Genomic DNA, 22,740 nt, shown 5'->3' with positions numbered 1-22,740 from the left:
TTGGCGCGGCAGGTATCATCGGCCCTTGATGTGAACCAGGCCCATGATGACCCAAGACGTTCCGATCCTGATTGACGATGCGATTGCCGCCCACATGCTGCAGGGCGCCTCGATCAGCGTCGGCGCCTGCGGCGCGGACCGCATGCCGAGCGCCGTGCGCGCCTTCGGCTGCCGCCTCGGCGCCGACCGCCGCAACATCAGCATCTTCGTCGCCCAGGGCCCGGCCCAGTCGGTGCTCGAAGATATTCTCGAAACGGGGCGCATCGCGGTCGTGTTCAGCGCCCCGCTGACCCACCGCGCGATCCAGCTCAAAGGCAGCGACGCCAGCGTGGTCCGCCCCACGCTCGAAGACCTGGCCGCCGTGCACGCCTACCGCGACGCCTTCTGCGCCCTGCTCGAGCCGCTCGGCTACTCGCAGCGCCTGATCCGCACCATGCTCGATTGCGCCGACGAGGACCTGGTGGCGCTGCGCTTCACGCCCAGCGCGATCTTCTCGCAGACGCCCGGCCCGGCCGCCGGTCAGGCCCTGAAGGGGAGCGTATGAGCCTGCGCCTCGACATGATCCGGCGCTGCCTCGAAGGCGCCGTGCCCGGCACCGTCGCCACCGCCGACGCCGACGGCATGCCGAATGTGTCCTACCTGTCCCAGGTCCAGTACGTCGACGCCGAACATCTGGCGCTGAGCTACCAGTTCTTCAACAAGACGCGCCAGAACCTGCAGCTGCACCCGTATGCGACCCTGGTCGTGATCGACCCGCTGACGGCCGCCCAGTACCGCATGACCCTGCACTACCTGCGCACCGAGACGGCCGGCCCCCTGTTCGAGAGCATGAAGGCCAAGCTGGCCGGGATCGCCTCGCATGTGGGCATGGGCGAGGTGTTCCGCCTGCTTGGGGCCGACGTGTTCCGCGTGCTCAGCCTGGAAGCCGTGCCCGGCTCCGTGCTGGCCGCCGGGGCGCCGCGCCAGAACCTGTTCACGGCCCTGCGCGCCAGCTGCGAGCGGCTGCGCCGCCAGGGCGACCTGGACGCCCTGCTGACCGAAGTGATGGGCTGCCTGGATGCCGAATTCGGCATCCGCCATGCGATGGCCCTGCTCTACGATGACTTGGGCGAACGCCTGTACACGGTGGCCAGCCGCGGCTACACCGAGTCCGGCATCGGCTCCGAAATCGCGCTCGGCCAGGGGGTGATCGGGGTCGCCGCGCGCGAGCGCACCCCAATCCGCATCAGCCACATGACGGCCGCGTATGGCTACAGCCGCGCGATCCGCGCCCACACCGAGGGCAGCCCGATCAGCGGCGCCCTCGACGGCGAGATCGGCCTGCCCGGCCTGCCCGCTCCGGGCAGCCAGCTGGCGGTGCCGCTGCTGGCCGGCGAACAGCTGCTCGGCGTGCTGTATGTGGAAAGCCCGCACGAGCTGCGCTTTGGCTATGACGAAGAGGACGCGCTGGTGGCCCTGGCCAGCGTGCTGGCCGTGGCCATCCGCGCCACCGAGGCGCGCGAAGAGGACAGCGCCGACACGCCGGTGCCGACCCCGGCGCCGCCGGCCGAAACCGGCGATGTGCTGCTGGTGCGCCATTTCTCGCCGACCGACGTGGTCTTCCTCGGCGACGAATACCTGATCAAGGGCGTGGCCGGCGCCATCCTGGCCACCATGGTCAGCGATTTTGTGGAAAAGGGCCGCACCGACTTCACCAATCGCGAGCTGCGCCTCGATCCGCGCATCCGCCTGCCCGAGCTCGGCGACAATCTCGAAGGCCGCCTGCTGCTGCTGACGCGCCGCCTGGCCGAACGCCATGCCGGCATCCACCTCGAGCGCACCGGGCGCGGCCGCCTGAAGCTGTGCGTGGCGCGCCCGCTGCAATTCGTGCGCGCCGCCGACGCCCCCTGAAACGCCAAGCGGGCCACAGCAAGGCACGCGGTCACCGCCGCCAGGCGGTGCCTTCCCGCGCACCTTTCTGTGGCCCGCCTGGGCCCTGCCGTTCTCAGGCCGCCAGACGCAGACCGTCGGACAGCTTGCTCCAGTCGGCCGCCGCCAGATACGGCTGCAGACCGGCGATCAGGCCGGCAAACACCGGCGAGGGCGCCGCCGCGCGCACCTTGGACAGCAGTTCGAGGCGCTCGGCCGGCGACAGGGCCGGCACCATCCAGCGCATCGACAGCCACGATTCCTCGGGCGAGAGGGCGGCCACGATCGCCTGTTCGATGGCGATCAGTTCAGCATCGGTATAGCAGGCCCAGAGCACGGCGTTGTGTTCGGTTTCCTCCATATTCATGTGCAGCAGGTTGTCGCCGACGAACACGCTCAGATACAGGTAGAGCGTATGCAGATTGGCCGGGCTTGGCTCCGTCGCCGCCTGGTCGGCCAGCATGCTCAGATGCTGGCAGGCGTGCACATGGTGGGTATGGTCGTCGCAGGCGACGCTGCTCGAGCCGGGCTGGCGTGCTTCCATGGCCGTGTGCACGAATTCGTTCTCGTGCTGCAGGTGGCCGAGGCAGAAGTCGGCCAGCTGGCGCACCTGGCCGAGCACCTCGGCGCGCTGTTCGGCGTCGGCGGCGTCGAGGCGGCCGACGCGCACCAGCGTATCGCTGAGCATGCTGCGCAGGGCTTTATGGATGCGGAAGTAGATATTCACACGGGCCGGGGTGGCCAACTCGGGGGCTTGGAGCGTCATGGTTGATCCTTCATTACAACGAGGTCACCACTGTAGCGAGCGGCCCGGCCGCGCGTTCTTAAAAGCTCATTTACCCGACCCTAAAAAAACCTTAAGCCCCAGAAAAATGGGGTCAGACCCCATTTACCCGGCCGGAAATACCGCTTGCCGGCCAAACAAATCAGGGTCTGACCCCGATTTGTTTGGTGGGCAAGCTTTGGCTTACTTGAGCCAGCCGCGGTGGCGGAAATACAGGAAGGGGGCGATCGCGCTGCCCAGCATCAGCACCAGCGCGAACGGATAGCCGTAATTCCACTCGAGCTCGGGGAACCAGCCCTTGAAGTTCATGCCGTAGATCGAGGCAATCAGGGTCGGCGGCAGGAAGGCCACGCTGGCCACCGAGAAGATCTTGATGATCTTGTTCTGGTTAATATTGATGAAGCCGACCGTGGCGTCCATCAGGAAGTTGATCTTGTCGAACAGGAAGGAGGTGTGGCCGTCGAGCGACTCGATGTCGCGCAGAATCTGACGCGCCTCCTCGAACTGGTCGGAATTGAGCAGGCGCCCGCGCATCAGGAATGACACGGCACGGCGCGTGTCCATCATGTTGCGGCGGATGCGGCCGTTCAAGTCCTCTTCGGTCGCGATCGCATTCAGGGCGGCGGCCGCGTCGGCGTCGGTGAATTCCTTCTGCAGCACGCGCTGGCTGACGTCCTCGAGCGACTGGTAGATGCCTTCGAGCGCATCGGCCGAATACTCGGCGTCGGTCGCGTACAGGTCGAGCAGCACGTCCATGTAGTCGCTGATCGAACCGGGCCGCGAACGCGCGCGCATGCGCACCAGGCGGAACACGGGCAGGTCGTCGGCGTGCACCGAGAACAGCATCTTGCGCGACAGGATGAAGGCCACCGTCACCACGCGCGACGGACCTTCGTCCTCGTCGAGCAGGAAGTCGGTGCGCAGATTGAGGTCGCCGTTCTCGGCCTCGTAGTAACGCGCCGAGGCCTCGATGTCCTCCATCTCGTCTTCCCCCGGCAGGATGACGTTGTAGATGGCCTTGACCCAGGCCCGCTCCTCATCGGTCGGGTCGGTCAGGTCGACCCAGACCGGCTGCACGCCCTCGAGATCTTCGCGGGTTTCGATCGCGACCTGGCTCAGGCGCCCGTTGTGCAAAACAAAAACATTGATCATGCGCGCTTGGCCTTACTTGAACTGTTTTTCGATCGCCTTGTCGAGCGCCGGATCGGAGGTGGCGCTGGCGCTGCTGCCGGCCGGCGCCGCCTTGGGCGATGCGATGCCGGCCGTGCGCTGCACCTGGATTTCCTTACTGGTCGGATTCGAGGCCTTGCAGTCGGTATTCGAATACACGGTCTTGCCGTCGATCGTGCACTTGCGCAGCGGCGCGCCGCTGGCCTCGGCCGCGGGGCTGGCCGCGCCAAGCGCCTGGCGCGCATCCTGCACGGCCGGCTGCTCGCGTACGGAACCGCTGAGTTTGCCCCACATCTCGGCAAACAGATTGCGCTCATTGCGCGCCGAGATCAGGGCCAGGGCCACGGCCCCGCCGATGACCATCGACAGAATCAGGACGCCCGTCAGGCTCAGACCGCGCTGGCTATGCTGCTTCATCGCTCCCCCTTGATTGTTATGGCAGTTCGGCTGCGTTCATGCGTTGCTGGATGATCGCCGAACGCATGGCGAGATAGGCGCTTTCACGGTGCTTGTCGTAAAAGCGCGGGCGCGGCAGCATGACGGCGAGCTTGGCGGCCTGGCCCGCGTTCAGGGCCGCGGCCGAGGTGCCATAGTAGTGGCGGGCTGCCGCTTCGGCGCCGAAAATGCCGCTGCCGAATTCCACCACATTCAGGTAAATCTCGAAGATGCGCTGCTTGCTCATCACCGCCTCCAGCATATAGGTGATGACCAGCTCCTGGCCCTTGCGCAGGTAGTTGCGCGAGCCCGACAGGAACAGGTTCTTGGCCAGCTGCTGGGTGATGGTCGAGCCGCCGGCCACCACCTTGTGCTTCTTCATATTCTTTTCATAGGCCTTCTGGATGGCATCCCAGTCGACCCCGTCGTGGTCGGCGAAATTGGCATCCTCGGAGGCGATCACCGCGCGCTTGAGGTTGTTGGAGATGGCGTTGTACGGCACCCAGGCCTGGTAGATGCGGGCCTTGGGGTTCTTCTCCTGCAGGGCGGCGAGCTGGAGCGACATCATGCTCGTCATGCCGGGATTGAACTTGATATACCAGCACACCTGGACGAAGTAGTAGAGCTGGACCGCCAGCACCACTGCCAGCGGGCCGAGTATCAGCCACTTGAGCCAGGTCCGTTTGCCCTGCTTGCCTGCCAATTCAGCATTCTCCGCGCAATGCGGCCAGCACCGGCCCGCTGTCCGGACGCACCCCGCGCCAGACGTAGAAGGCCTCCGCCGCCTGTTCCACCAACATGCCGAGGCCGTCGCGGATGCGCGCCCCATGCTGGGCGGCAAACTGTAAAAAGACGGTCGGCTCCTTGCCATACATCATATCAAGCGCGAGCGTGCCTGAGCGAAATACCGTGTCCGGAATCGGCGGTACGGCCGCCTGCAGGCTGGCCGCCGTGGCATTGACGACCAGGTCGAAGCTGCCGTCGACCTCGGCGAAGGCACACACGCGCGGGCGGCCACCGAAGTCGGCGGCCAGGGCGGCGGCCGTGGCCAGGGTGCGGTTGGCCAGCACCAGCTCGCCCACGCCGGCATCGAACAGGGGGCCGAGCACGCCGCGCGCGGCCCCGCCGGCGCCCAGCAGTAGCAGGCGCGCACCGGCCAGGCGCAGGCCGGCATTGGCTTCGATGTCGCGCACCAGGCCGGCGCCGTCGGTGTTGTCGCCGTGGATGCGGCCGTCGGCAAACACCAGGGTGTTGACGGCCCCGGCCAGGCGCGCGCGTGCACTCAGGCTGTCGGCCAGGGCGAAGGCTTCCTGCTTGAACGGTACCGTGACGTTCGCCCCGCGCGCCCCCTCGGCCTGCAGGCGGCGCACGGTGGCGCCGAAGCCGTCGAGCGGCGCCAGGCAGCGGGCGTAAGCGAGGTCCTGCCCGGTCTGGGCGGCGAAGGCGGCGTGGATGGCCGGCGATTTGCTGTGCGCGACCGGATTGCCGATCACATAGTAATGGTCCGTCATGGGCGGGTCCCGATCATGCCCGTCTCGAGCTGGTCGGAGCGGGCGAATTTGAAGGTCGTCGTCACCACCCACAGGTCCTCACGCCCGTTGCTCAGCATCTGCTTGGGGAAGCGGCCGAACGGGGCGGCACGGCGGATGATGCGCAGGGCGGCCGCGTCCAGGTCCGGGTTGCCGGAACTGCGGCGCACCTTGATGCCCCCTTCCTTCTCGTAGATCGTACCGTCCTGGAAGATGGGTATCTCGACAATCAGCTCGCCGTAGAGCTTCTTGCCGTCTTTCTGGGGGAAGTTCAGCGTGCCGATCTCTTCGATCCGGTGCTGCATCTCCTTGTAGTAGAGCGCGTAACCGGCCTCCACCGTGGAGGGGGTCAGATAGGTCTTGTGGGGGCGCTTGTTCTGCTCACTGATGTCCTGCGAGATTTCGGCCGCCATGCGCGCCAGCGCGCGGCTCGATTCGGCCAGATCGCCGCCCTTGGCCTTGGGGTCGGGCTTGTCTCGCTCGGCCAGGGGATCGGCCTTGAAGTCCGACAGGCGCGCCTGGGTCAGCAGCTGCTCGCGCCGCTGTTCCAGCTCCTCGATGCGGCGCTTGAAGGCGACGGCGGCGTCGCCGGCGCGGTTCTTCTGCAGGTCGGGCAGCGGCGAGGTGGCGCGCCCGCTGTCGGCCTTGCCGCCGCCATCGAGATTGGCCTGGGCCACGGCGCTGGCCTGCAGGGGCTTGCGCGCATGCTTGGCATTGACCAGGATGACTTCCATGCCGGTCGCCTCGGGCGGCCGGCGGGCCGCGGCCGGCGCCTGGAAGCGCAGCGCCAGCAGCAGCAGATGCGCCAGCACCGAGACGGTGATGGCGATCATCAGGGGCCGCTGCTCGGGGGCGATGCGCATGGCCGGGCTCAGGCCTCGGGGCTGGCGGCGGGCGCGTCGGCGGCCGGCGCGCCGTCGGCCGCGCTGGCCTCGGCCGCCTGTTCGGCCTCGTCCACGGCCGGGGCCGGCTCGACCAGTTCTTCCTCGTCGTAGTCGAGCGCGCCATCGGCCGGCGCCCCCAGCACTTCGAGCAGGCGCGCCTCGAGCGTCAGGTCGATCTCATCCCAGCCGACGATGTCGAGCTTGACCTGGGCGCCGCGCGTGGCGGCCGCCATGCCGGGCAGGCGCACCACCAGCGGCACATCGGCCAGGCGCACCACCTCGTCCTTCAGCACCACGGCCTCGACCACCTTGGCCTGCTCCTGGGCCAGCCAGCGCAGGCACCAGTAGCGCTCCATCGTCTGCTGGTGCTCGTTGTAGGCGGCGTAGGCGGCGTCAAACGCCGAGACGATCGCGAACAGGTTGGCATCCTTGGGCTTGAACGGGGCGACCAGCGGGGCCGTCACGCCATGCTCGGCGCAGGCCAGAATCTGCCACTGGTTGACCAGGTCGGTGTAGCGGCGCAGCGGCGAAGTCGACCACGCATACTGTTCGACCCCCAGGCCCTGGTGCGGGGCCGCATGGGTCAGCATGCGCACCTGCATCTTGGCATTCCAGCCGCCGGCGCCCGGACCCTGGCTGCGGTAGATGCCGGGCACGCCGTGGTCGTGCATGAGCTTGCCCCAGGTGCTGTTGGCGAAGATCATCAGCTCGGCCACGATCTTGTCGAGCGGCGCCCCGCGCTTGCGGCGCACGATGCTGACCACATCGTTCTCGACATAGAAGTTGAAGTCGACCCGGTTGGCCTGCTCGGGCTTGAGACCGAAGGCGGCGCGCTTGTCCATGCGCGCCGCTTCGAGCTGCTGGGCCCACTGCCAGAGCAGGCGCAGCGCGTCCTTGTGCGGATAGTCGCCGGCGCCGCTGGCCAGGGTCTCTTCGTTGACCAGATCGTCGAGATCATTGTGGCGCAGATTGTCGACCACGGGCACCAGCTCGGCGCGGGTGGTGGTGGAGCGCACCTGCCAGGTGGCGGGGTCGAGCTCGGCATACAGGGACAGGGCCGGGCAGTCCTTGCCGGCCGCCAGGGTGTAGGCGTTGACGACCTCGTCCGGCAGCATCGTGATTTTGTCGCCCGGCATATACACGGTCGACATGCGCGCGCGCGCAATCTTGTCGATCGCATCCTCGGGCGCGATGGCCAGGCCGGGCGCGGCGATGTGGATACCGACCACCAGGCTGCCGTCGGGACGGGTCTGGACCGAGAAGGCGTCGTCGATCTCGGTGGTGGTCACATCGTCGATCGAGAAGGCAGCCACGTCGGCACGCGGCAGGCCGGCGCGCACGGGCGGCGCCGCCAGCGGCGGAAAGCCGGTGCCGCGCGGGAAGTGCTCGAACAGGAAGCGCCCCATGTGCAGGGCCTTGGGCGACTCGAGCCCGCCGACCTGCAGCAGCAGGCGCTGCGGCGACGTCTGCAGGGCCTCGCAGGCCGCGTCAAGGGCCTTGAATTCGATGCTGTTCTTGTCCGGCTTGAACAGCAGCGCGCGCACCTGGCTGGCCAGGGCCTCGGGCAGGCGCCCGGCCTTCAGTTCCTCGACATACGCGGCCTGCACCAGCAGCAGCTGCTTCTTCTTCTCGATGCCGGCCAGGGCCGCGCGCAGCGACTGCTCGGGCGCGGCCTTGTAGCGGCCGCGGCCCTTCTTGTAGAAATAGATGGGCGCATTGTGCAGCGCCAGGATCAAGCCGGCCGCCTCGGCCGGCTGCGCGGCCTGGCCGAAGTACTCGGCGCCCAGGTTGGCAAAGCCAAATTCCTCCTGGCCCGCGACTTCCCACAGAAATTCGAGGTCGATCGCGGCCGCTACTTCCTTGGCCGCCTCCATCAGCGCGGCCGGGGCCGGGGCCGTGAACTGCACCAGCACGTCCTTGGCCTTGACCTTGGTGCGCTTGCCGCTCGGCAGTTCCACCTGATACGACTCGCCGGACTGGGACAGCACGCTGCCGGCCTTGAAATCGCCGGATTCTTCAAAAAACAGATTCATCGTCACTTCTCATTTCTGTAAAGGGGGCGCGGCACCAGGTCCAGCACGGCGGGCAGGAAGACCTCGGTCACCAGCAGGCTGCCGCGCCGGCGCCGGTACAGGCAGCGGCGGGCGAACAGCGTCGTATCGTCGGGCACAGCCAGGGCCGCGCGCGCCCGCTGCCAGAGCGGGTGGCCGGCGCGGATGCGCGCAAATTCCAGTTCGCCGCGCCGCACCAGCGGATCGCCGAACAAAGTCGAGCCGAGCGAGCGCTCGCCCAGGCTGCCGAACAGCGGCCAGTCCCAGGCCGTGGCCGTGCGCGGCACCACCGTGTGGGCGAACACCACCGGCACCTCGTCGCAGCGCAGCAGCACTTCGCGCTCCCACACGCGCGCCACCTGGCTCAGGCCGACGGCCTGGGCCTCGTCGGCCAGGCACAGGGCCGTATGCTGGTGCAGGCGCTGGACCCGGAAGCGCGCGCTGTGGGCGATCAGCTTGGCCGTCAGCGAGCCCTGCCCGGTCAGCCAGTGGCGCAGCGCGCGCGGGGCGTCGAGGGCATTCACGTGGGCGTGCCAGCGCGCCAGGCGCAGGCTGGCTCGCCTCACCGCCGCCCTCCTTCGCCGCAGAAGGCCAGCACGGCGTCGACATGCTCGGCGTAGTCGCTCAGTGCATGGTCGCTGCCGTCGATGATGGTCTGGCGCGCGCCGGCGTAATGGCTGACCATCTGGCGGTAGTCGAGCACTTCGTCGCCGCTGGCGGCGATCAGATAGTAGCGGTCGGGCGCGCTGATCGCGGGCACGGCCAGGTCGTCGAGTTCGGCCAGATAGTCGCGCTTGAATTCGAACGGCGCATCCGAGTGGTACTGGGTGCTGACGCCGACATGGCGCTCGAGGTCCTGAAACGGGTGCACGGCCGGATTGAGCAGCACGGCGCGGCAGTCGAGCTGCTCGGCCAGCCAGGTCGCGTAGAAGCCGCCCAGCGAGGAGCCGATCAGGGCCAGTTCCTCGCTGTCGTAGTGGGCCACCAGACGCAGGCACAGCGCCATCGCCGCCTTGGGCGAGGCCGGCAGCTGCGGGCACATGAAGGCGTCGCCGCGCCCGCGCGCGGCCATGCGGTCGGCCGTCATGCGCGCCTTGAACGACAGCGGCGAGGAGCGGAAGCCGTGCAGGTAGAGGATCATCGGGCCAGGGCCTCCAGCAGTTTGCCGTGCACGCCGCCGAAGCCGCCATTGCTCATCACCAGAATATGGTCGCCCGGCTGGGCGGCGTCGACGATGGCCTTGACCATGAAGTCGAGCTGGTCGTAGGCGTGCGCGATGCGCCCGAGCGGGGCCAGGGCGTCGGCCAGGCTCCAGCCGAGCGCCTGTTGGCTGCCGAAGCCGAACACCAGATCGGCGTCCTTCAGGCTGCCGGGCAGCGCGTCCTTCATGGCGCCCAGCTTCATGGTGTTCGAACGCGGCTCGAGCACGGCCAGGATGCGCCCGCCGGCGCCGATCTTCTGGCGCAGGCCGCCAACGGTGGTGGCGATCGCCGTCGGGTGGTGGGCGAAATCGTCGTACACGGTCACGCCATTGACGACGCCGCGCACCTCGAGGCGCCGCTTGACGCTCTCGAAACTGGCGAGGGCGGCGGCGGCCGCGCCGATCGGCACGCCCACATGGCGCGCGGCGGCGATCGCGGCCAGCGCATTGAAGCGGTTGTGCTTGCCCAGCAGCTCCCAGTTGACCGTGGCTTCCCGCTGGCCCTTGAACAGCACGTCGAAGCTGCCGCCCGGATGCTCGACCAGCGACCAGTCGCAGCCGGTGGTCAGGCCGAAACGCTCCTGCTCGCTCCAGCAGCCGCGCTTGAGCACGCGCGCCAGCGAGGCCTCGTCGCCATTGACGATCAGGCGGCCGACGCCGGGCACGGTGCGCACCAGGTGGTGGAACTGGGTCTCGATCGCGCCGATATCGGGGAAGATGTCGGCATGGTCGTATTCGAGGTTGTTGAGCACGGCCGTCTTGGCGTGGTAGTGGACGAACTTGCTGCGCTTGTCGAAGAAGGCGGTGTCGTATTCATCGGCCTCGATCACGAAGAAGTCCGATTCCTCGCGCCCGCGCAGACGCGCCGAGATGCCGAAATTGCGCGGCACCCCGCCGATCAGGAAGCCCGGGTGGTAGCCGTTCTGTTCGAGAATCCAGGCCAGCATGGCCGAGGTGGTGGTCTTGCCGTGCGTACCGGCCACGGCCAGCACCCATTTGTGGCGCAGGATGTGTTCGCCGATCCACTGCGGCCCGCTCATATACGGCAGGCTGCGGTTGAGGATCTCCTCGACCAGCGGGTTGCCGCGCGAGACCACATTGCCGATCACATACAGGTCGGGCTGGAGGGCCGTCTGCTCCGGGCTGAAGCCCTGGATCAGGGAAATGCCCTGGGCCTCGAGCTGGGTGCTCATCGGCGGGTAGACATTGGCGTCGCAACCGGTGACCGTATGCCCGGCCTCCTTGGCCAGCACCGCCAGGCCGCCCATGAAGGTGCCGCAGATGCCGAGGATGTGGATATGCATGGGGAGCTGCCTGAAAAATCGGAATGCTGGATTTTACCTGAGCCGGCCATAAAACCCCACCGCCACGGGGCGGCCCGATACCGGGTATGATGGCCGGATGACGTCTCCCATGCTGCTTGAACTGCGGGCCGAGATCGCCGCCGCCGCGGCCCGCCTGATCGCCGAAGACGGCGCCGACTACGGCACCGCCAAACGCAAGGCCGCGCGCCTGGTGCTCGGCGACAAACCGGCCCGGCCCGAACAACTGCCCGCCAATGAACAGGTGGAGGAGCAGGTGCGCGCCTATCTGGCCCTGTTCCAGGGCGATGTCCAGCCGGCCCGCCTGCAGCGCCTGCGCGAGGTCGCGCTCGAGGTCATGCAGATGCTCGGCGGCTATGCTGTATTTATCACCGGCAGCGTGCTCAACGGCACAGCCGGGGCCCATGACGATATTCGTTTACAATTGTTCGCTGATTCTGCCAAGGAAGTCGAAATTTTCCTGGTCAATCAGAAGTTGCAGATTGAATTGTCGGAAAGCCCGCATTTCCGCGGTCCGCGCTTTGGCGAGGTCGAGACCGTCAGTTTCATGTGGCGCCAGGAAGGCGTGCATGTGGAGCTGTACGACCTGGACGACCTGCGCGGCGCGCGCAAGACCCGGGCCGATGGCACGCTGGCGCGCGCCGACGGCGATCAACTGCGCGCATTGATGGAAGCCGCATGAAAAAGAACCTGCTTATTTACAGCCTCGCCGGCCTGATGTTTACGGCCCTCGGCGCGTTTGCCGCGATCCAGACCCAGGCCCCCGATCCGGAGCCCGTGGTCGCCACCCTGCTCGCCCAGCAGCTCAAGGACCCGGCCGGCCAGGCCCAGTCGCTGGCCCGCTTCAAGGGCAAGCCGATGATCGTCAATTTCTGGGCCACCTGGTGCGCACCCTGTGTCAAGGAAATGCCGGAATTGTCGGGCCTGGCGGCCGAGCTCGCGCCCAAGGGTGTGCAGGTGCTCGGCATCGGCATCGATTCGCCCTCGAACATCCGGGAATTCCTCGTCAAGACCAAGGTCAGCTACCCGATTTTCGTGGCCGGCCTGGAAGGCACGGAACTCTCGCGCCAGTTTGGGAACAAACAGGGAGGCCTGCCCTTCACCGTGCTCGTCGGCGCCGACGGCAAGGTGCGCAAAACCTATCTCGGCGCCCTCAAATTCGAGCAGCTCCGGGCCGATCTGGCCGCGCTTTGAGCACGACCGTGCCATTTTCCGTTCTTGCAATTCGGCGCAGTTAGCGTCAGAATGCGGAACTTTCGCGCAATTCGGACCAAAACCTATGGCGAACAAGCTCCTGCTGCTGAACGGCCCCAACCTGAATCTGCTGGGGACCCGCGAGCCGCACATCTACGGCGCCACCACCCTGGCGGACGTGGAAAAAGCCGCCATCGCCCAGGCCGCGGCCGCCGGCGCGACGCTCACGTGCTTCCAGTCGAATCACGAGGGCGCCCTGATCGACCGCATCCATGCCGCCCGTGCCGAGGGCGTGGAGCTGATCGTCATCAACCCGGGCGGGCTCACCCATACCAGTGTCGCGCTGCGCGACGCCCTGGCCGGGGTGGCCATCCCGTTTATTGAAGTGCACATTTCAAATATTCACCAGCGCGAAGCCTTTCGCCAGCATTCCTATCTGTCGGATCTGGCGCGCGGGGTGATCTGCGGGCTGGGGGTCGCGGGCTACCGTCTGGCCATCGATTTCGGCCTGAACCAGTCTTAACTGATCCCAAACACACGCTTTTTGCGGCAATCTGGGCCGCCAACAATAATCACGCCATAGGGGTTGCACATGGATTTGAGAAAACTGAAGACCTTGATCGACTTGGTCGCCGAATCGGACATCGCCGAACTCGAAGTGACTGAGGGCGAGAGCAAAGTGCGCATCGTCAAGTCTGGCGCCGCCGCCCAGAACCAGGTCGTGATGATGCCGCCGCAAAGCCTGCCGCAGCAGTATGTGGCCCCGGCCGCGCCGGCCGCCGCAGTCGCCGCCGCGCCGGCCCCGGCCGCCGCACCGGCCGCCGCCGAAATCACCGGCCACATCGTCAAGTCGCCGATGGTCGGCACCTTCTACCGCTCCTCGGCCCCGGGCAATCCGCCCTTCGTCGATGTCGGCAGCAGCGTCAAGGAAGGCGATACCGTCTGCATCATCGAAGCGATGAAACTGCTGAACGAGATCGAAGCCGATATTTCGGGCACGATCACCAAGGTGCTGGTGGAAAACGGCCAGCCGGTCGAGTTTGGTCAACCGCTGTTTGTGATTGGCTGATTGCTCCATGTTTGAAAAGATCCTCATTGCCAACCGCGGCGAGATCGCGCTACGTATCCAGCGCGCCTGCCGTGAGATGGGCATCAAGACGGTGGTCGTCCATTCGGAGGCCGACCGTGATGCGAAATACGTGAAGTTAGCCGATGAATCGGTGTGTATCGGCCCGGCGCCGTCCCCGCTCAGCTACTTGAACATGCCCGCTATTATTAGTGCGGCCGAAGTCACCGACGCCGAAGCCATCCACCCGGGCTACGGCTTCCTGTCCGAAAACGCCGACTTCTGCGAACGCGTGGAAAAATCGGGCTTCGTCTTCATCGGCCCGCGCGCCGAGTCGATCCGCCTGATGGGCGACAAGGTCTCGGCCAAGCAGGCCATGATCCGCGCCGGCGTGCCCTGCGTGCCCGGCTCGGACGGCGCCCTGCCCGACGATCCGAAGGAAATCATCCAGATCGCACGCCGTATCGGCTATCCGGTCATCATCAAGGCCGCCGGCGGCGGCGGCGGGCGCGGCATGCGCGTGGTCCATACCGAGGCCGCGCTGATCAATGCCGTGACCATGACCAAGACCGAAGCCGGGGCCGCCTTCGGCAATCCGGAAGTGTATATGGAGAAGTTCCTGGAAAATCCGCGCCACGTGGAGATCCAGGTCCTGGCCGACGAGCACAAGCAGGCCATCTGGCTCGGCGAACGCGACTGCTCGATGCAGCGCCGCCACCAGAAGGTGATCGAGGAAGCGCCCGCGCCCGGCATCCCGCGCAAGCTGATCGAAAAGATCGGCGAGCGCTGCGCCGAAGCCTGCCGCAAGATCGGCTACCGCGGCGCCGGCACCTTCGAGTTCCTGTATGAGAACGGCGAATTCTATTTCATCGAAATGAATACCCGCGTCCAGGTCGAACACCCGGTCACCGAAATGATCACCGGGGTCGACATCGTGCAGGAGCAGATCCGCATCGCCGCCGGCGAGAAGCTGCGCTACCGCCAGCGCGACATCCTGCTGGCCGGCCACGCGATCGAATGCCGGATCAATGCCGAAGACCCGTTCAAGTTCATTCCGAGCCCGGGCCGCATTGTCGCCTGGCACCCGCCCGGCGGCCCCGGCATCCGCGTCGATTCGCATGCCTACGCCGGCTACTTCGTGCCGCCCAATTACGACTCGATGATCGGCAAGGTCATCGCCTATGGCGCCACGCGCGAACAGGCGATCCGGCGCATGCAGATCGCGCTGTCGGAGATGGTGGTCGAAGGCATCCAGACCAATATCCCCCTGCACCGCGAGTTGATGATTGATGCGCGCTTTATTGAAGGCGGCACCAATATCCATTATCTTGAGCAGAAATTGGCCGATAAGCCCGACCTCAAGTCGAACAAGCATTAAGGTGCCCACTGTATGGCCTGGACCGAAGTCCTGATCGATGTCCCGCGCGCCCAGACCGAAGCGCTGTCCGAAGCGCTGATGGACTGCGGCGCCCTGTCCGTCAGCGTGGAAGACGCGGACGAGGGCACCGAGCAAGAAAAACCCCTGTTTGGCGAACCCGGCATGGAACCGGCCGAAGGCGCCTGGGAACATAACCGCATCGTCGCCCTGCTCGAGACGGACGCCGATCCGGCCATCGTGCTGGCCGCGGCCGCCGGCGCCGCCGGCATCGCCGGTCTGCCCCAGTTCAGCACCCGCACCGTCGAGGAGCAGGACTGGGTGCGCCTGACCCAGTCGCAGTTCGAGCCCATCCACATCGGCAAGAACATCTGGGTGGTGCCGAGCTGGCATGACGCGCCCGACCAGAACGCGCTGATCCTCGAACTCGATCCGGGCCTGGCCTTTGGCACCGGCTCGCATCCGACCACGCGCCTGTGCATGGAATGGCTGGAAGCCCATCCGGCCCCCGGCGCCAGCGTGCTCGACTACGGTTGCGGCTCGGGCATCCTGGCCATGGTGGCCAAGAAGCTCGGCGCCGGCGACGTGGCCGGGGTCGACATCGACCCGCAAGCGATCATCTCGGCGCGCGACAATGCCGAGCGCAACCGCTGCAGCATCGATTACTACCTGCCCGACGATTTCGGCGCCGCCCATGCGGCCACGCGCTTCGACATCGTGGTGGCAAATATCCTGTCGAGCCCGCTCAAACTGATGGCGCCGATGCTGTCCGGCCGCGTCAAGCCGGGCGGATCGCTGGTGCTGTCGGGCGTGCTGGCGCGCCAGGCCGAGGAAGTCGCGGCCGCGTATGCGCCGTTCATCAAGCTGTCGGTGTGGGCCGAGCACGAAGGCTGGGTCGCACTGGCAGGTTCGCTGCCGGCCTGAGCGATGGCGCTCGCGACCCAGTGCCCCCACTGTCATACCACGTTCCGGGTCGCCGTTGACCAACTGAAGCTGCGCGGCGGTATTGTCCGCTGCGGCCAGTGCCAGGAGGTTTTCGACGGCAATGCCTGCATCGTCGATCTGTCCAAGCGCGCGGCCACGCCCGCGCCCGCGGCCGAGACGCCGGTGTATGCCATCGACCTGACCCATACGCTCGATCCGCTCGGCATCCTGCCGCAGCCGGAAGCCGAGGCCGAAGCGGCGCCGAGCGCGCCGCCCACGCCGGCCCCGGCCGTGCCGGAATTCACGCTCGACCTGATCGACCCCGAACCCGAAGCGCCCGCCGCACCCGCCAACGCGGCCCCGCCCGACACCCCGCTCTTCGCCGACCTGCTGGCACGCCAGCTGGAGGAACAGACCAGCAGCCCGGCGCCGGCGCCCTTGATGCCGGCCCCGCCGCTGCCGCCCGCACCGGCCGCGGCCGCGCCCGCCCACATCGAGCTCGACCTGAACCTGGAAGAAGAAGCGCCGGCGCCAGCGCCGGCGCGCACGCCGTTCTCGGCCTGGCAGCCTGGCGTCGTGCTCAAGCAGGAGCCGACCCTGGCCCCGGCCGCACCCGAGCTGCCCGAAATCGACCTGCCGCCACCCACGCCCGCGCCCGCCGCCGAGGCGAGCACGGCGCCAGCGCCGGACGCCCGCATCGAGCCGCGCCTCGATCCGAGCCCGCGCCTGGACCTGGTGGTCGGCGATCAGGACGAGGATGACGCCCCCGAATTCGTCAAGCGCGGCCGCGCCGAAGAGCAGCATGGCGCGCGCCGCCGGCTGCTGCTCGGCCTGGCCAGCCTGGTGCTGCTGCTGTTGCTGGCGGCCCAGTCGCTGCTGGCCTGGCGCCAGCAGCTGGCGCTGCAGCTGCCGGCCCTGCGCCCGCTGATCACGGCCCTGGGCGAACCGCTCGGCCTGCGCATCGCCCTGCCGATGCAGATCGACCAGATGAGTATCGAGACCGGCGAACTGCAGACCCTGGCCGGCGGCATCCACAGCTACACGACCCTGCTGCGCAACCAGAGCGCGCTGCCGCAGGCCTGGCCGGCGATCGAGCTGCGCCTGCGTGACGACAAGCGCCAGCTGCTGCTGCGCCGCGTGCTCTATCCGAAAGACTACCTACCCGCCAACATCGATCCAGCCAAGGGTTTCGCCCCGCGTTCGGAACAGGCCGTGCTGCTGCATTTCGACCTCGGGTCGGTGACGGCGGCGGCCTATGACGTCGGCATTTTCTATCCTTGAGACCATGAACCACACCACTCTGATCTGCGGCTCGCTCGCCTTCGACAAAATCATGCAATATGAGGGCCGCTTCAGCGAGACCCTGATCGCCGGCCAGCTGCACAAGCTGAACGTGTCCTATCTGGTGCCGACCCTGCGCACCGAGTACGGCGGCTGCGCGGCGAATATCGCCTACAACCTCAAGCTCTTGGGCGGCGATCCGCTGATCATGGCCACGCTCGGCCAGGACGGCGGCGAATACCTCGAGCGCTTTGCCGCCCAGGGCATCAGCACGCGCTGCGTGCGCACGATCGCCAACAGCTACACGGCACAGTGCTTCGTCACGGCCGACCTCGACGGCAACCAGATCAATGCCTTCCACCCGGGTGCGATGCAGATGTCGCATGAGAACAATGTCAGCGAGGCGGGTGCGATTGCCGTGGCCATCGTCGCCCCGGACGGCCGCGACGGCATGCTCAAGCACGCGCGCGACTGCCATGCGCTCGGCATTCCGCTGATGTTCGATCCGGGCCAGCAGCTGCCGCGCTTCAATGGCGAAGAGCTGATCGCCTTCATCGACCAGGCCACCTATGTCGCCTGCAATGACTACGAATTCGAGATGCTGATGGACCGCACCGGCCTGTCGCTGCCGCAGATCGCCGAGCGCCTGCAGGCCCTGATCGTCACGCGCGGCGACAAGGGTTCGGAAATCTATGCCGATGGCGAGCGCCACCTGATTCCGAGCGTGCAGGCCAGCGCCGTGCTCGACCCGACCGGTTGCGGCGACGCCTACCGCGCCGGTCTGCTGTACGGCATCACCCACGGTTTCGACTGGCCGACCACGGGCCGCCTGGCCAGCCTGCTGGGCGCCATCAAGATCGCCCACCAAGGCGGCCAGAACCACCACTTCACGCCGGGCGAACTGGCCGACCGCTTCGAAGCGGCCTTCGGCTACCGCTACTGAGGACAGAGGGCGGCGATCACGTCCGCGGGCGTGACGCCGTCGATCTCGATCAGCTTGCGTTTATTGGTCAGGCCGTGGGTGATGGTGATGCGCGAGCGCGCCAGTTTCAGGGTCTCGGCCAGGTAGCGCACCAGGGCCTCGTTGGCCTTGCCCTCGATCGGGGCGGCGTGCAGCTTCAGCTTGAGCGCGTCGCCCTGCTCGCCGACCACTTCGGTCTTCTTCGCATTCGGCTGGATCTGCACGGCCAGGCGCACGCCGCCGGCGCGCGCGCTGCACCAGGCCACACTCACCACAGCATGCCCGGCATGCTGCTGAACAGCATCCCCAGCAGCATCTGTGCGATCTGCAGCAGGATCAGGGCCACCAGCACGGAAAAGTCGATGCCGCCGAGCGGAGGCACGATGCGCCGCAGCGGGCGCAGCAGCGGTTCATTCAGGGCGCGCACGAAGGGCGCCAGCGGCGCGTGCGGATTGATCCAGCTGAAGATCACTTCCACGATCAGCAGGGCCATGCATCCCCACAGCATCCAGCCGAGCAGGCGCTGGCAGGCGATCAGCAGCACCGCCTCGGCGCTGGCGCCGCGCACCAGGTACAGGCAGGACGCGGCCAGCACAATCAGGAAGGCGCCGATCAGGCTGGCCCAATCGTAGCCGCCGACGCCGGGCACGATGCGGCGCAGCGGACGCACCAGCCAGTCCGACAGCTGGAAAGTGAACTGGGCGACCTGCATCGGCGGGCGCACGCGGATCGCCTGCATCCAGAAACGCAGCAACAGCACCCCACCGAGGACGCCGGCCACGGTGTCCACGATCAGGCTCAGAATATTCATCAGCACGGGAACCACTCCTTCTTCTGTCGCACAAAAAAAAACCGCTGTGTGCGAACACACAGCGGCATTGTGCCTCAAGGAGGCGCAGCTGGCTATTACGGACGGCTGCTGGTCGGGAACGGCCAGGCAGCGGCAGGCGCCAGCACCGTCTTGGCGGCCGGGGCCGGAGCCGGAGCGGCAGCAGCCGGAGCAGCGGCAGCCGGAGCAGCGGCCGGAGCGGCAGCTTTCTTGGCAGCGGGCTTCTTGGCGGCCGGTTTGGCAGCAGCTTTCTTGGCAGCCGGTTTAGCAGCCGGTTTAGCGGCCGGTTTGGCAGCCGGTTTGGCGGCAGCTTTGGCGGCCGGCTTGGCAGCAGCTTTCTTAGCAGCAGGCTTGGCGGCCGGCTTGGCAGCGGCCTTCTTGGCAGCAGGCTTGGCGGCCGGCTTGGCAGCGGCTTTCTTAGCAGCAGGCTTAGCGGCCGGCTTGGCAGCGGCTTTCTTGGCAGCAGGCTTAGCGGCCGGCTTGGCAGCAGCTTTCTTGGCAGCAGGCTTAGCGGCCGGCTTGGCAGCAGCTTTCTTAGCAGCAGGCTTGGCGGCCGGCTTGGCAGCAGCTTTCTTGGCGACCGGTTTCGCGGCGGCTTTCTTGGCGGCCGGCTTGGCTGCCGGTTTGGCGGCGGCTTTCTTCACTGCCGGTTTGGCTGCCGGTTTGGCGGCGGCTTTCTTGGCGGCCGGCTTGGCTGCCGGTTTGGCGGCGGCTTTCTTCACTGCCGGTTTGGCTGCCGGTTTAGCGGCGGCTTTCTTGGCGGCCGGCTTGGCTGCCGGTTTGGCGGCGGCCTTCTTCACAGCGGGCTTGGCGGCCGGCTTGGCGGCGGCAGCTTTCTTCGCAGCGGGCTTGGCGGCCGGCTTGGCGGCTGCGGCTTTCTTCACTGCCGGCTTAGCGGCGGCGGCTTTCTTGGCGGCCGGCTTTGCAGCGGCCTTTGCAGCGGGTTTAGCGGCAGCCGCTTTGGCAGCGGCTGGTTTCTTTGCTTCGGACTTCTTAGCGGCTGTTGCCATTTCGGTTCTCCTTCGAAGGATAAATGTCGAACCCGCGCGACCCGGATGGCCAGGCGGATTATTCATCGGCACAAACGCTAGATGTTTATGCTAATGAATTCGGCTCCAGCTGAACTGCTGCAACTCCTCACCATTGCAGCACTTCAGCCATTAGTTCGTTGAACCCTGCAGTGTCCAAACACAAAGAAAAAGCCGCCACACCCGATGCATCAGGCGAGGCGGCTTATTCTCGGTGTTAAGTGACTCTGCATATAGCGGTGTTCAGCGTCCTATGGATTCTTCAATCGTCGTCGCGCGTTGCATTTTTCGCGACAGGATAAATTCAATTTCGTAAAGTACACGAAAACCTTGTTGACACGCAACAGCTTCTTGTGTTTTCACGCGGATTTTTTCGTACGCGACGCGCGAACATGCATGCACTTGTGTCGACCCATCGTCCCGCGCGCGCGCAGCAGGCGCACAGCGGGCCGGTTTTTTCGCACCGGCGCAGCGCCGCGCGCACTGCGGCATGCGCCGCACCGCGCCCTTACCTACAGGCCGTATGCAAATTCGGCGGCGGCTGCGCTGCGCTCGCCACGCATGCCGCGCTGCAGTCTAGCGATGCGCTGCGCGGCGTGGCGCACGCATGTGCACCGAACGTCGCGATCGGACAACACCGCACCACTCACGCGCACGCTTCATCGAAGTGTCCGCTGCGCCAGAATGCATCGGTCGCGCGCAGCAGCGCCGTGCGCATCGGCGGATCGAAGGCCGTGTGACCGGCCATCTCGACGATGCGCAGACGCGCGCCCGGATAGTGGCCGGCCAGCTGAAACGCGACCAGCGGCTGACACAGCATGTCCTGACGGCCGTGCACGATCAGCGCGGGAATGCCGCGCAGGCGCGCGGCCCCCTGCAGCAGCGCATCGGGCGCGAGGAAGCAGCGCTGGCTGAAGTACCAGGCCTCGATGCGCGCGAGCGCGAACGCGAGGCTGTCGGGCAGCGCGGGCGCCGGACCATACAGACTGGCGCGCTCGCACTCGAGCGCGGTCCAGGCGCGCGCCAGCGGCAGGATGTCGCGGCCGTCGTCGGCCAGCAGCGCGCGCACGCTGGCGCCGAGCAGGTCGGCGCGCTCGTGCGCAGCGAAGCAGCTGACGAAGGCCGCATACAGTTCCGGGTGATAGCGGCGCGCGCCTTCGAAGAACCAGTCGATCTCGGCAGCGCTGCCGAGGAAGATCGCGCGCAGCAGCAGACCGCTGCAGCGCTGCGGGTGGGCCTGGGCATAGGCCAGCGCCAGGGTCGCGCCCCACGAGCCGCCATGCACGAGCCAGCGCTCGATGCCGAGCAGGGCGCGCACGGCCTCGATATCCGCGATCAGATCGGGCAGGCGGTTGTGGCGCCACTCGCCGGCCGGAGTCGACTGGCCGCTGCCGCGCTGATCGAACTGCACGATGCGGTAGCGCGCCGGATCGAAGAAGCGCCGCCACTGCGGCGAGGAGCCGGCCCCGGGACCGCCATGCAGCACCAGCACCGGCAGGCCGGCCGGGCTGCCGGCCTCCTCCCAGTACACAGCGTGGCCGCCGCCGACGGCCAGCTGGCCGTGGCGGTAGGCGGCGATCGGCGGATACAGTTCCTGCTCAACAGTCATGGACGCTCGATGAAAAAAAGGCCACACGGCGGGTGCCGGGCGGCCTTAAGGTACAGCACAGGTAATCGGATTAGTCCCAGTTCAGGGCGCCACCGGTCTGGTATTCGATGACGCGCGTCTCGAAGAAATTACGCTCTTTCTTCAGGTCGATCATCTCGCTCATCCAGGGGAAGGGGTTTTCCTCGTTCGGGAACAGCGGGTCCAGACCGATCTGGACGGCGCGGCGGTTGGCGATGAAGCGCAGATAGCCCTTGAACATCGAGGCGTTCAGGCCCAGCACGCCGCGCGGCATGGTGTCCTCGGCATAGCGGTATTCGAGGTCGACGGCCTTTTCGAACAGGGCCTTGATCTCGTCACGGAAGGCCGGGGTCCACAGCATCGGGTTCTCGAGCTTGATCGAGTTGATCAGGTCGATACCGAAATTGCAGTGCATCGACTCGTCGCGCAGGATGTACTGGTACTGCTCGGCAGCGCCGGTCATCTTGTTCTGGCGGCCCAGGGCCAGGATCTGGGTGAAGCCGACGTAGAAGAACAGGCCTTCCATCAGGCAGGCGAACACGATCAGGGACTTGAGCAGCTTCTGGTCGTTTTCGATGGTGCCGGTGCGGAAGGCCGGATCGGTCAGAGTCTCGATGAAGGGGATCAGGAACTGGTCCTTGTCGCGGATCGACGGCACCTCGTTGTAGGCGTTGAAGATCTCGCCTTCATCCAGGCCGAGCGACTCGACGATGTATTGATAGGCGTGGGTGTGGATCGCTTCCTCGAAGGCCTGGCGCAGCAGGTACTGGCGGCACTCGGGGGCCGTGATGTGGCGGTAGGTGCCGAGCACGATATTGTTGGCGGCCAGCGAGTCGGCCGTCACGAAGAAGCCGAGGTTGCGCTTGACGATGCGGCGCTCGTCATCGGTCAGACCGTTCGGATTCTTCCAGGTCTCGATGTCGCGCTGCATATTCACTTCCTGCGGCATCCAGTGGTTGGCGCAGCCGGCCAGGTATTTGTCCCAGGCCCATTTGTATTTGAAGGGCACCAGCTGGTTGACGTCGGTCTTGCCGTTGATGATGCGCTTGTCGTCGGCGTTCACGCGCATCGCGACTTGCTCGGCGGTTGCGACCGGATCGTCACCTTGCATGACCGGGGGCTGCGGCGCGGCTTTGGTTTCTTCATCCCAAGACAGCATAATTTCCATTCC

The 22,740-nt window shown here is 66.7% G+C and carries 25 protein-coding genes; 10 read left to right on the top strand and 15 right to left on the bottom strand.

The window, feature by feature from the left end:
• The first annotated feature begins 46 nt into the window (after nucleotides 1-46).
• Both LZ005_RS03715 and LZ005_RS03710 read left to right on the top strand, forming a co-directional pair.
• Nucleotides 47-544 (top strand): hypothetical protein, encoded by a 498-nt coding sequence (locus tag LZ005_RS03715; RefSeq protein WP_237804831.1) that lies wholly within the window; start codon nucleotides 47-49, stop codon nucleotides 542-544.
• Nucleotides 541-1,890 (top strand): GAF domain-containing protein, encoded by a 1,350-nt coding sequence (locus LZ005_RS03710; RefSeq protein WP_237804829.1) that lies wholly within the window; start codon nucleotides 541-543, stop codon nucleotides 1,888-1,890. Before LZ005_RS03715 ends, LZ005_RS03710 begins: the two co-directional genes overlap by 4 nt.
• A gap of 94 nt (nucleotides 1,891-1,984) precedes the next feature.
• Here the strand turns inward: LZ005_RS03710 and LZ005_RS03705 are convergent, their stop codons facing one another.
• The 10 genes from LZ005_RS03705 to mpl all read right to left on the bottom strand — a co-directional run bounded on the left by LZ005_RS03705 (nucleotide 1,985) and on the right by mpl (nucleotide 11,266).
• Nucleotides 1,985-2,674 carry a hemerythrin domain-containing protein gene (locus LZ005_RS03705; protein ID WP_237804827.1) on the bottom strand — a complete coding sequence of 230 codons (690 nt, stop codon included), beginning with the start codon at nucleotides 2,672-2,674 and terminating at the stop codon, nucleotides 1,985-1,987.
• A 201-nt stretch (nucleotides 2,675-2,875) separates the two neighbouring features.
• Complete coding sequence (corA, locus tag LZ005_RS03700; RefSeq protein WP_237804825.1) at nucleotides 2,876-3,844, bottom strand: magnesium/cobalt transporter CorA; 969 nt, start codon at nucleotides 3,842-3,844, stop codon at nucleotides 2,876-2,878.
• A gap of 12 nt (nucleotides 3,845-3,856) precedes the next feature.
• Nucleotides 3,857-4,279 (bottom strand): DUF4124 domain-containing protein, encoded by a 423-nt coding sequence (locus tag LZ005_RS03695; RefSeq protein ID WP_237804823.1) that lies wholly within the window; start codon nucleotides 4,277-4,279, stop codon nucleotides 3,857-3,859.
• Nucleotides 4,280-4,295: 16 nt separating this feature from the next.
• A complete protein-coding gene (mtgA, locus tag LZ005_RS03690; protein ID WP_237804821.1) occupies nucleotides 4,296-5,000 on the bottom strand; it encodes a monofunctional biosynthetic peptidoglycan transglycosylase in 705 nt (234 codons plus the stop codon).
• Between the two features lies 1 nt (nucleotide 5,001).
• Complete coding sequence (gene aroE / locus LZ005_RS03685) at nucleotides 5,002-5,808, bottom strand: shikimate dehydrogenase (protein WP_237804819.1); 807 nt, start codon at nucleotides 5,806-5,808, stop codon at nucleotides 5,002-5,004.
• Complete coding sequence (locus LZ005_RS03680) at nucleotides 5,805-6,689, bottom strand: TonB family protein (RefSeq protein ID WP_237804817.1); 885 nt, start codon at nucleotides 6,687-6,689, stop codon at nucleotides 5,805-5,807. Before LZ005_RS03680 ends, aroE begins: the two co-directional genes overlap by 4 nt.
• An 8-nt stretch (nucleotides 6,690-6,697) precedes the next feature.
• Nucleotides 6,698-8,743, bottom strand: a complete 2,046-nt coding sequence (locus LZ005_RS03675) for a ribonuclease catalytic domain-containing protein (RefSeq protein ID WP_237804815.1) — start codon at nucleotides 8,741-8,743, stop codon at nucleotides 6,698-6,700.
• Nucleotides 8,744-8,745: 2 nt separating this feature from the next.
• A complete protein-coding gene (locus LZ005_RS03670; RefSeq protein ID WP_237804813.1) occupies nucleotides 8,746-9,327 on the bottom strand; it encodes a chorismate lyase in 582 nt (193 codons plus the stop codon).
• Nucleotides 9,324-9,902 carry a YqiA/YcfP family alpha/beta fold hydrolase gene (locus tag LZ005_RS03665; RefSeq protein ID WP_237804811.1) on the bottom strand — a complete coding sequence of 193 codons (579 nt, stop codon included), beginning with the start codon at nucleotides 9,900-9,902 and terminating at the stop codon, nucleotides 9,324-9,326. Before LZ005_RS03665 ends, LZ005_RS03670 begins: the two co-directional genes overlap by 4 nt.
• Nucleotides 9,899-11,266, bottom strand: a complete 1,368-nt coding sequence (gene mpl / locus LZ005_RS03660) for a UDP-N-acetylmuramate:L-alanyl-gamma-D-glutamyl-meso-diaminopimelate ligase (RefSeq protein ID WP_237804810.1) — start codon at nucleotides 11,264-11,266, stop codon at nucleotides 9,899-9,901. The genes LZ005_RS03665 and mpl overlap by 4 nt, the downstream gene beginning before the upstream one ends.
• A gap of 109 nt (nucleotides 11,267-11,375) precedes the next feature.
• Here mpl and LZ005_RS03655 point away from each other — a divergent pair, with 109 nt between their 5' ends.
• From LZ005_RS03655 to LZ005_RS03620, 8 genes are all read left to right on the top strand, one after another.
• Nucleotides 11,376-11,966, top strand: coding sequence for a hypothetical protein (locus tag LZ005_RS03655; RefSeq protein ID WP_237804808.1), 591 nt, complete (start codon nucleotides 11,376-11,378; stop codon nucleotides 11,964-11,966).
• Nucleotides 11,963-12,478: a TlpA disulfide reductase family protein gene (locus LZ005_RS03650; RefSeq protein WP_237804806.1), complete on the top strand. Its 516-nt coding sequence runs from the start codon at nucleotides 11,963-11,965 to the stop codon at nucleotides 12,476-12,478. Before LZ005_RS03655 ends, LZ005_RS03650 begins: the two co-directional genes overlap by 4 nt.
• 85 nt (nucleotides 12,479-12,563) lie before the next feature.
• Nucleotides 12,564-13,001 (top strand): type II 3-dehydroquinate dehydratase, encoded by a 438-nt coding sequence (gene aroQ / locus LZ005_RS03645; protein WP_237804804.1) that lies wholly within the window; start codon nucleotides 12,564-12,566, stop codon nucleotides 12,999-13,001.
• 69 nt (nucleotides 13,002-13,070) lie between these two features.
• The gene (gene accB / locus LZ005_RS03640; RefSeq protein WP_237804801.1) at nucleotides 13,071-13,547 is read left to right on the top strand and encodes an acetyl-CoA carboxylase biotin carboxyl carrier protein; all 477 of its coding nucleotides are present in this window, start codon (nucleotides 13,071-13,073) and stop codon (nucleotides 13,545-13,547) included.
• A 7-nt stretch (nucleotides 13,548-13,554) separates the two neighbouring features.
• Nucleotides 13,555-14,922 carry an acetyl-CoA carboxylase biotin carboxylase subunit gene (gene accC / locus LZ005_RS03635; protein WP_237804799.1) on the top strand — a complete coding sequence of 456 codons (1,368 nt, stop codon included), beginning with the start codon at nucleotides 13,555-13,557 and terminating at the stop codon, nucleotides 14,920-14,922.
• 12 nt (nucleotides 14,923-14,934) lie between these two features.
• Nucleotides 14,935-15,843 carry a 50S ribosomal protein L11 methyltransferase gene (gene prmA, locus LZ005_RS03630; RefSeq protein ID WP_237804797.1) on the top strand — a complete coding sequence of 303 codons (909 nt, stop codon included), beginning with the start codon at nucleotides 14,935-14,937 and terminating at the stop codon, nucleotides 15,841-15,843.
• Nucleotides 15,844-15,846: 3 nt separating this feature from the next.
• The gene (locus LZ005_RS03625) at nucleotides 15,847-17,124 is read left to right on the top strand and encodes a DUF3426 domain-containing protein (protein WP_237804795.1); all 1,278 of its coding nucleotides are present in this window, start codon (nucleotides 15,847-15,849) and stop codon (nucleotides 17,122-17,124) included.
• Nucleotides 17,125-17,128: 4 nt separating this feature from the next.
• Nucleotides 17,129-18,067, top strand: coding sequence for a carbohydrate kinase family protein (locus tag LZ005_RS03620; RefSeq protein WP_237804793.1), 939 nt, complete (start codon nucleotides 17,129-17,131; stop codon nucleotides 18,065-18,067).
• On the opposite strand, the gene LZ005_RS03615 is transcribed toward LZ005_RS03620, so the two are convergent.
• From LZ005_RS03615 to LZ005_RS03595, 5 genes are all read right to left on the bottom strand, one after another.
• Nucleotides 18,061-18,357 (bottom strand): DUF167 domain-containing protein, encoded by a 297-nt coding sequence (locus LZ005_RS03615; protein ID WP_237804791.1) that lies wholly within the window; start codon nucleotides 18,355-18,357, stop codon nucleotides 18,061-18,063. The two genes, LZ005_RS03620 and LZ005_RS03615, sit on opposite strands and share 7 nt — an antisense overlap.
• Nucleotides 18,354-18,896 (bottom strand): YggT family protein, encoded by a 543-nt coding sequence (locus LZ005_RS03610; protein ID WP_237805514.1) that lies wholly within the window; start codon nucleotides 18,894-18,896, stop codon nucleotides 18,354-18,356. The genes LZ005_RS03615 and LZ005_RS03610 overlap by 4 nt, the downstream gene beginning before the upstream one ends.
• A 95-nt stretch (nucleotides 18,897-18,991) precedes the next feature.
• Nucleotides 18,992-19,924, bottom strand: a complete 933-nt coding sequence (locus tag LZ005_RS03605) for a transcriptional regulator (RefSeq protein ID WP_237804790.1) — start codon at nucleotides 19,922-19,924, stop codon at nucleotides 18,992-18,994.
• A gap of 664 nt (nucleotides 19,925-20,588) precedes the next feature.
• Nucleotides 20,589-21,551: a prolyl aminopeptidase gene (gene pip, locus LZ005_RS03600; protein ID WP_237804788.1), complete on the bottom strand. Its 963-nt coding sequence runs from the start codon at nucleotides 21,549-21,551 to the stop codon at nucleotides 20,589-20,591.
• A 70-nt stretch (nucleotides 21,552-21,621) separates the two neighbouring features.
• The gene (locus LZ005_RS03595; RefSeq protein WP_237804786.1) at nucleotides 21,622-22,728 is read right to left on the bottom strand and encodes a ribonucleotide-diphosphate reductase subunit beta; all 1,107 of its coding nucleotides are present in this window, start codon (nucleotides 22,726-22,728) and stop codon (nucleotides 21,622-21,624) included.
• Between the last annotated feature and the right edge of the window lie 12 nt (nucleotides 22,729-22,740).

Origin of the sequence: Massilia sp. TS11 (assembly GCF_022012445.1) — a bacterium.
Classification (GTDB): domain Bacteria; phylum Pseudomonadota; class Gammaproteobacteria; order Burkholderiales; family Burkholderiaceae_D; genus Telluria.
This window is presented reverse-complemented; position numbering and strand designations above follow the sequence as displayed.

Coding starts and splice junctions, on each gene's coding strand:
- LZ005_RS03710 (WP_237804829.1), top strand. CDS start 541: ATGAGCCTGCGCCTCGACATGATCCGGCGCTGCCTCGAAGGCGCCGTG.
- aroQ (WP_237804804.1), top strand. CDS start 12,564: ATGGCGAACAAGCTCCTGCTGCTGAACGGCCCCAACCTGAATCTGCTG.
- accC (WP_237804799.1), top strand. CDS start 13,555: ATGTTTGAAAAGATCCTCATTGCCAACCGCGGCGAGATCGCGCTACGT.
- LZ005_RS03680 (WP_237804817.1), bottom strand. CDS start 6,689: ATGCGCATCGCCCCCGAGCAGCGGCCCCTGATGATCGCCATCACCGTC.
- LZ005_RS03675 (WP_237804815.1), bottom strand. CDS start 8,743: ATGAATCTGTTTTTTGAAGAATCCGGCGATTTCAAGGCCGGCAGCGTG.
- LZ005_RS03610 (WP_237805514.1), bottom strand. CDS start 18,896: ATGAATATTCTGAGCCTGATCGTGGACACCGTGGCCGGCGTCCTCGGT.
- prmA (WP_237804797.1), top strand. CDS start 14,935: ATGGCCTGGACCGAAGTCCTGATCGATGTCCCGCGCGCCCAGACCGAA.
- LZ005_RS03655 (WP_237804808.1), top strand. CDS start 11,376: ATGCTGCTTGAACTGCGGGCCGAGATCGCCGCCGCCGCGGCCCGCCTG.
- corA (WP_237804825.1), bottom strand. CDS start 3,844: ATGATCAATGTTTTTGTTTTGCACAACGGGCGCCTGAGCCAGGTCGCG.
- LZ005_RS03665 (WP_237804811.1), bottom strand. CDS start 9,902: ATGATCCTCTACCTGCACGGCTTCCGCTCCTCGCCGCTGTCGTTCAAG.
- LZ005_RS03695 (WP_237804823.1), bottom strand. CDS start 4,279: ATGAAGCAGCATAGCCAGCGCGGTCTGAGCCTGACGGGCGTCCTGATT.
- pip (WP_237804788.1), bottom strand. CDS start 21,551: ATGACTGTTGAGCAGGAACTGTATCCGCCGATCGCCGCCTACCGCCAC.
- LZ005_RS03595 (WP_237804786.1), bottom strand. CDS start 22,728: ATGCTGTCTTGGGATGAAGAAACCAAAGCCGCGCCGCAGCCCCCGGTC.
- mpl (WP_237804810.1), bottom strand. CDS start 11,266: ATGCATATCCACATCCTCGGCATCTGCGGCACCTTCATGGGCGGCCTG.
- aroE (WP_237804819.1), bottom strand. CDS start 5,808: ATGACGGACCATTACTATGTGATCGGCAATCCGGTCGCGCACAGCAAA.
- LZ005_RS03605 (WP_237804790.1), bottom strand. CDS start 19,924: ATGGCAACAGCCGCTAAGAAGTCCGAAGCAAAGAAACCAGCCGCTGCC.
- LZ005_RS03650 (WP_237804806.1), top strand. CDS start 11,963: ATGAAAAAGAACCTGCTTATTTACAGCCTCGCCGGCCTGATGTTTACG.
- LZ005_RS03705 (WP_237804827.1), bottom strand. CDS start 2,674: ATGACGCTCCAAGCCCCCGAGTTGGCCACCCCGGCCCGTGTGAATATC.
- LZ005_RS03620 (WP_237804793.1), top strand. CDS start 17,129: ATGAACCACACCACTCTGATCTGCGGCTCGCTCGCCTTCGACAAAATC.
- LZ005_RS03715 (WP_237804831.1), top strand. CDS start 47: ATGACCCAAGACGTTCCGATCCTGATTGACGATGCGATTGCCGCCCAC.
- LZ005_RS03625 (WP_237804795.1), top strand. CDS start 15,847: ATGGCGCTCGCGACCCAGTGCCCCCACTGTCATACCACGTTCCGGGTC.
- accB (WP_237804801.1), top strand. CDS start 13,071: ATGGATTTGAGAAAACTGAAGACCTTGATCGACTTGGTCGCCGAATCG.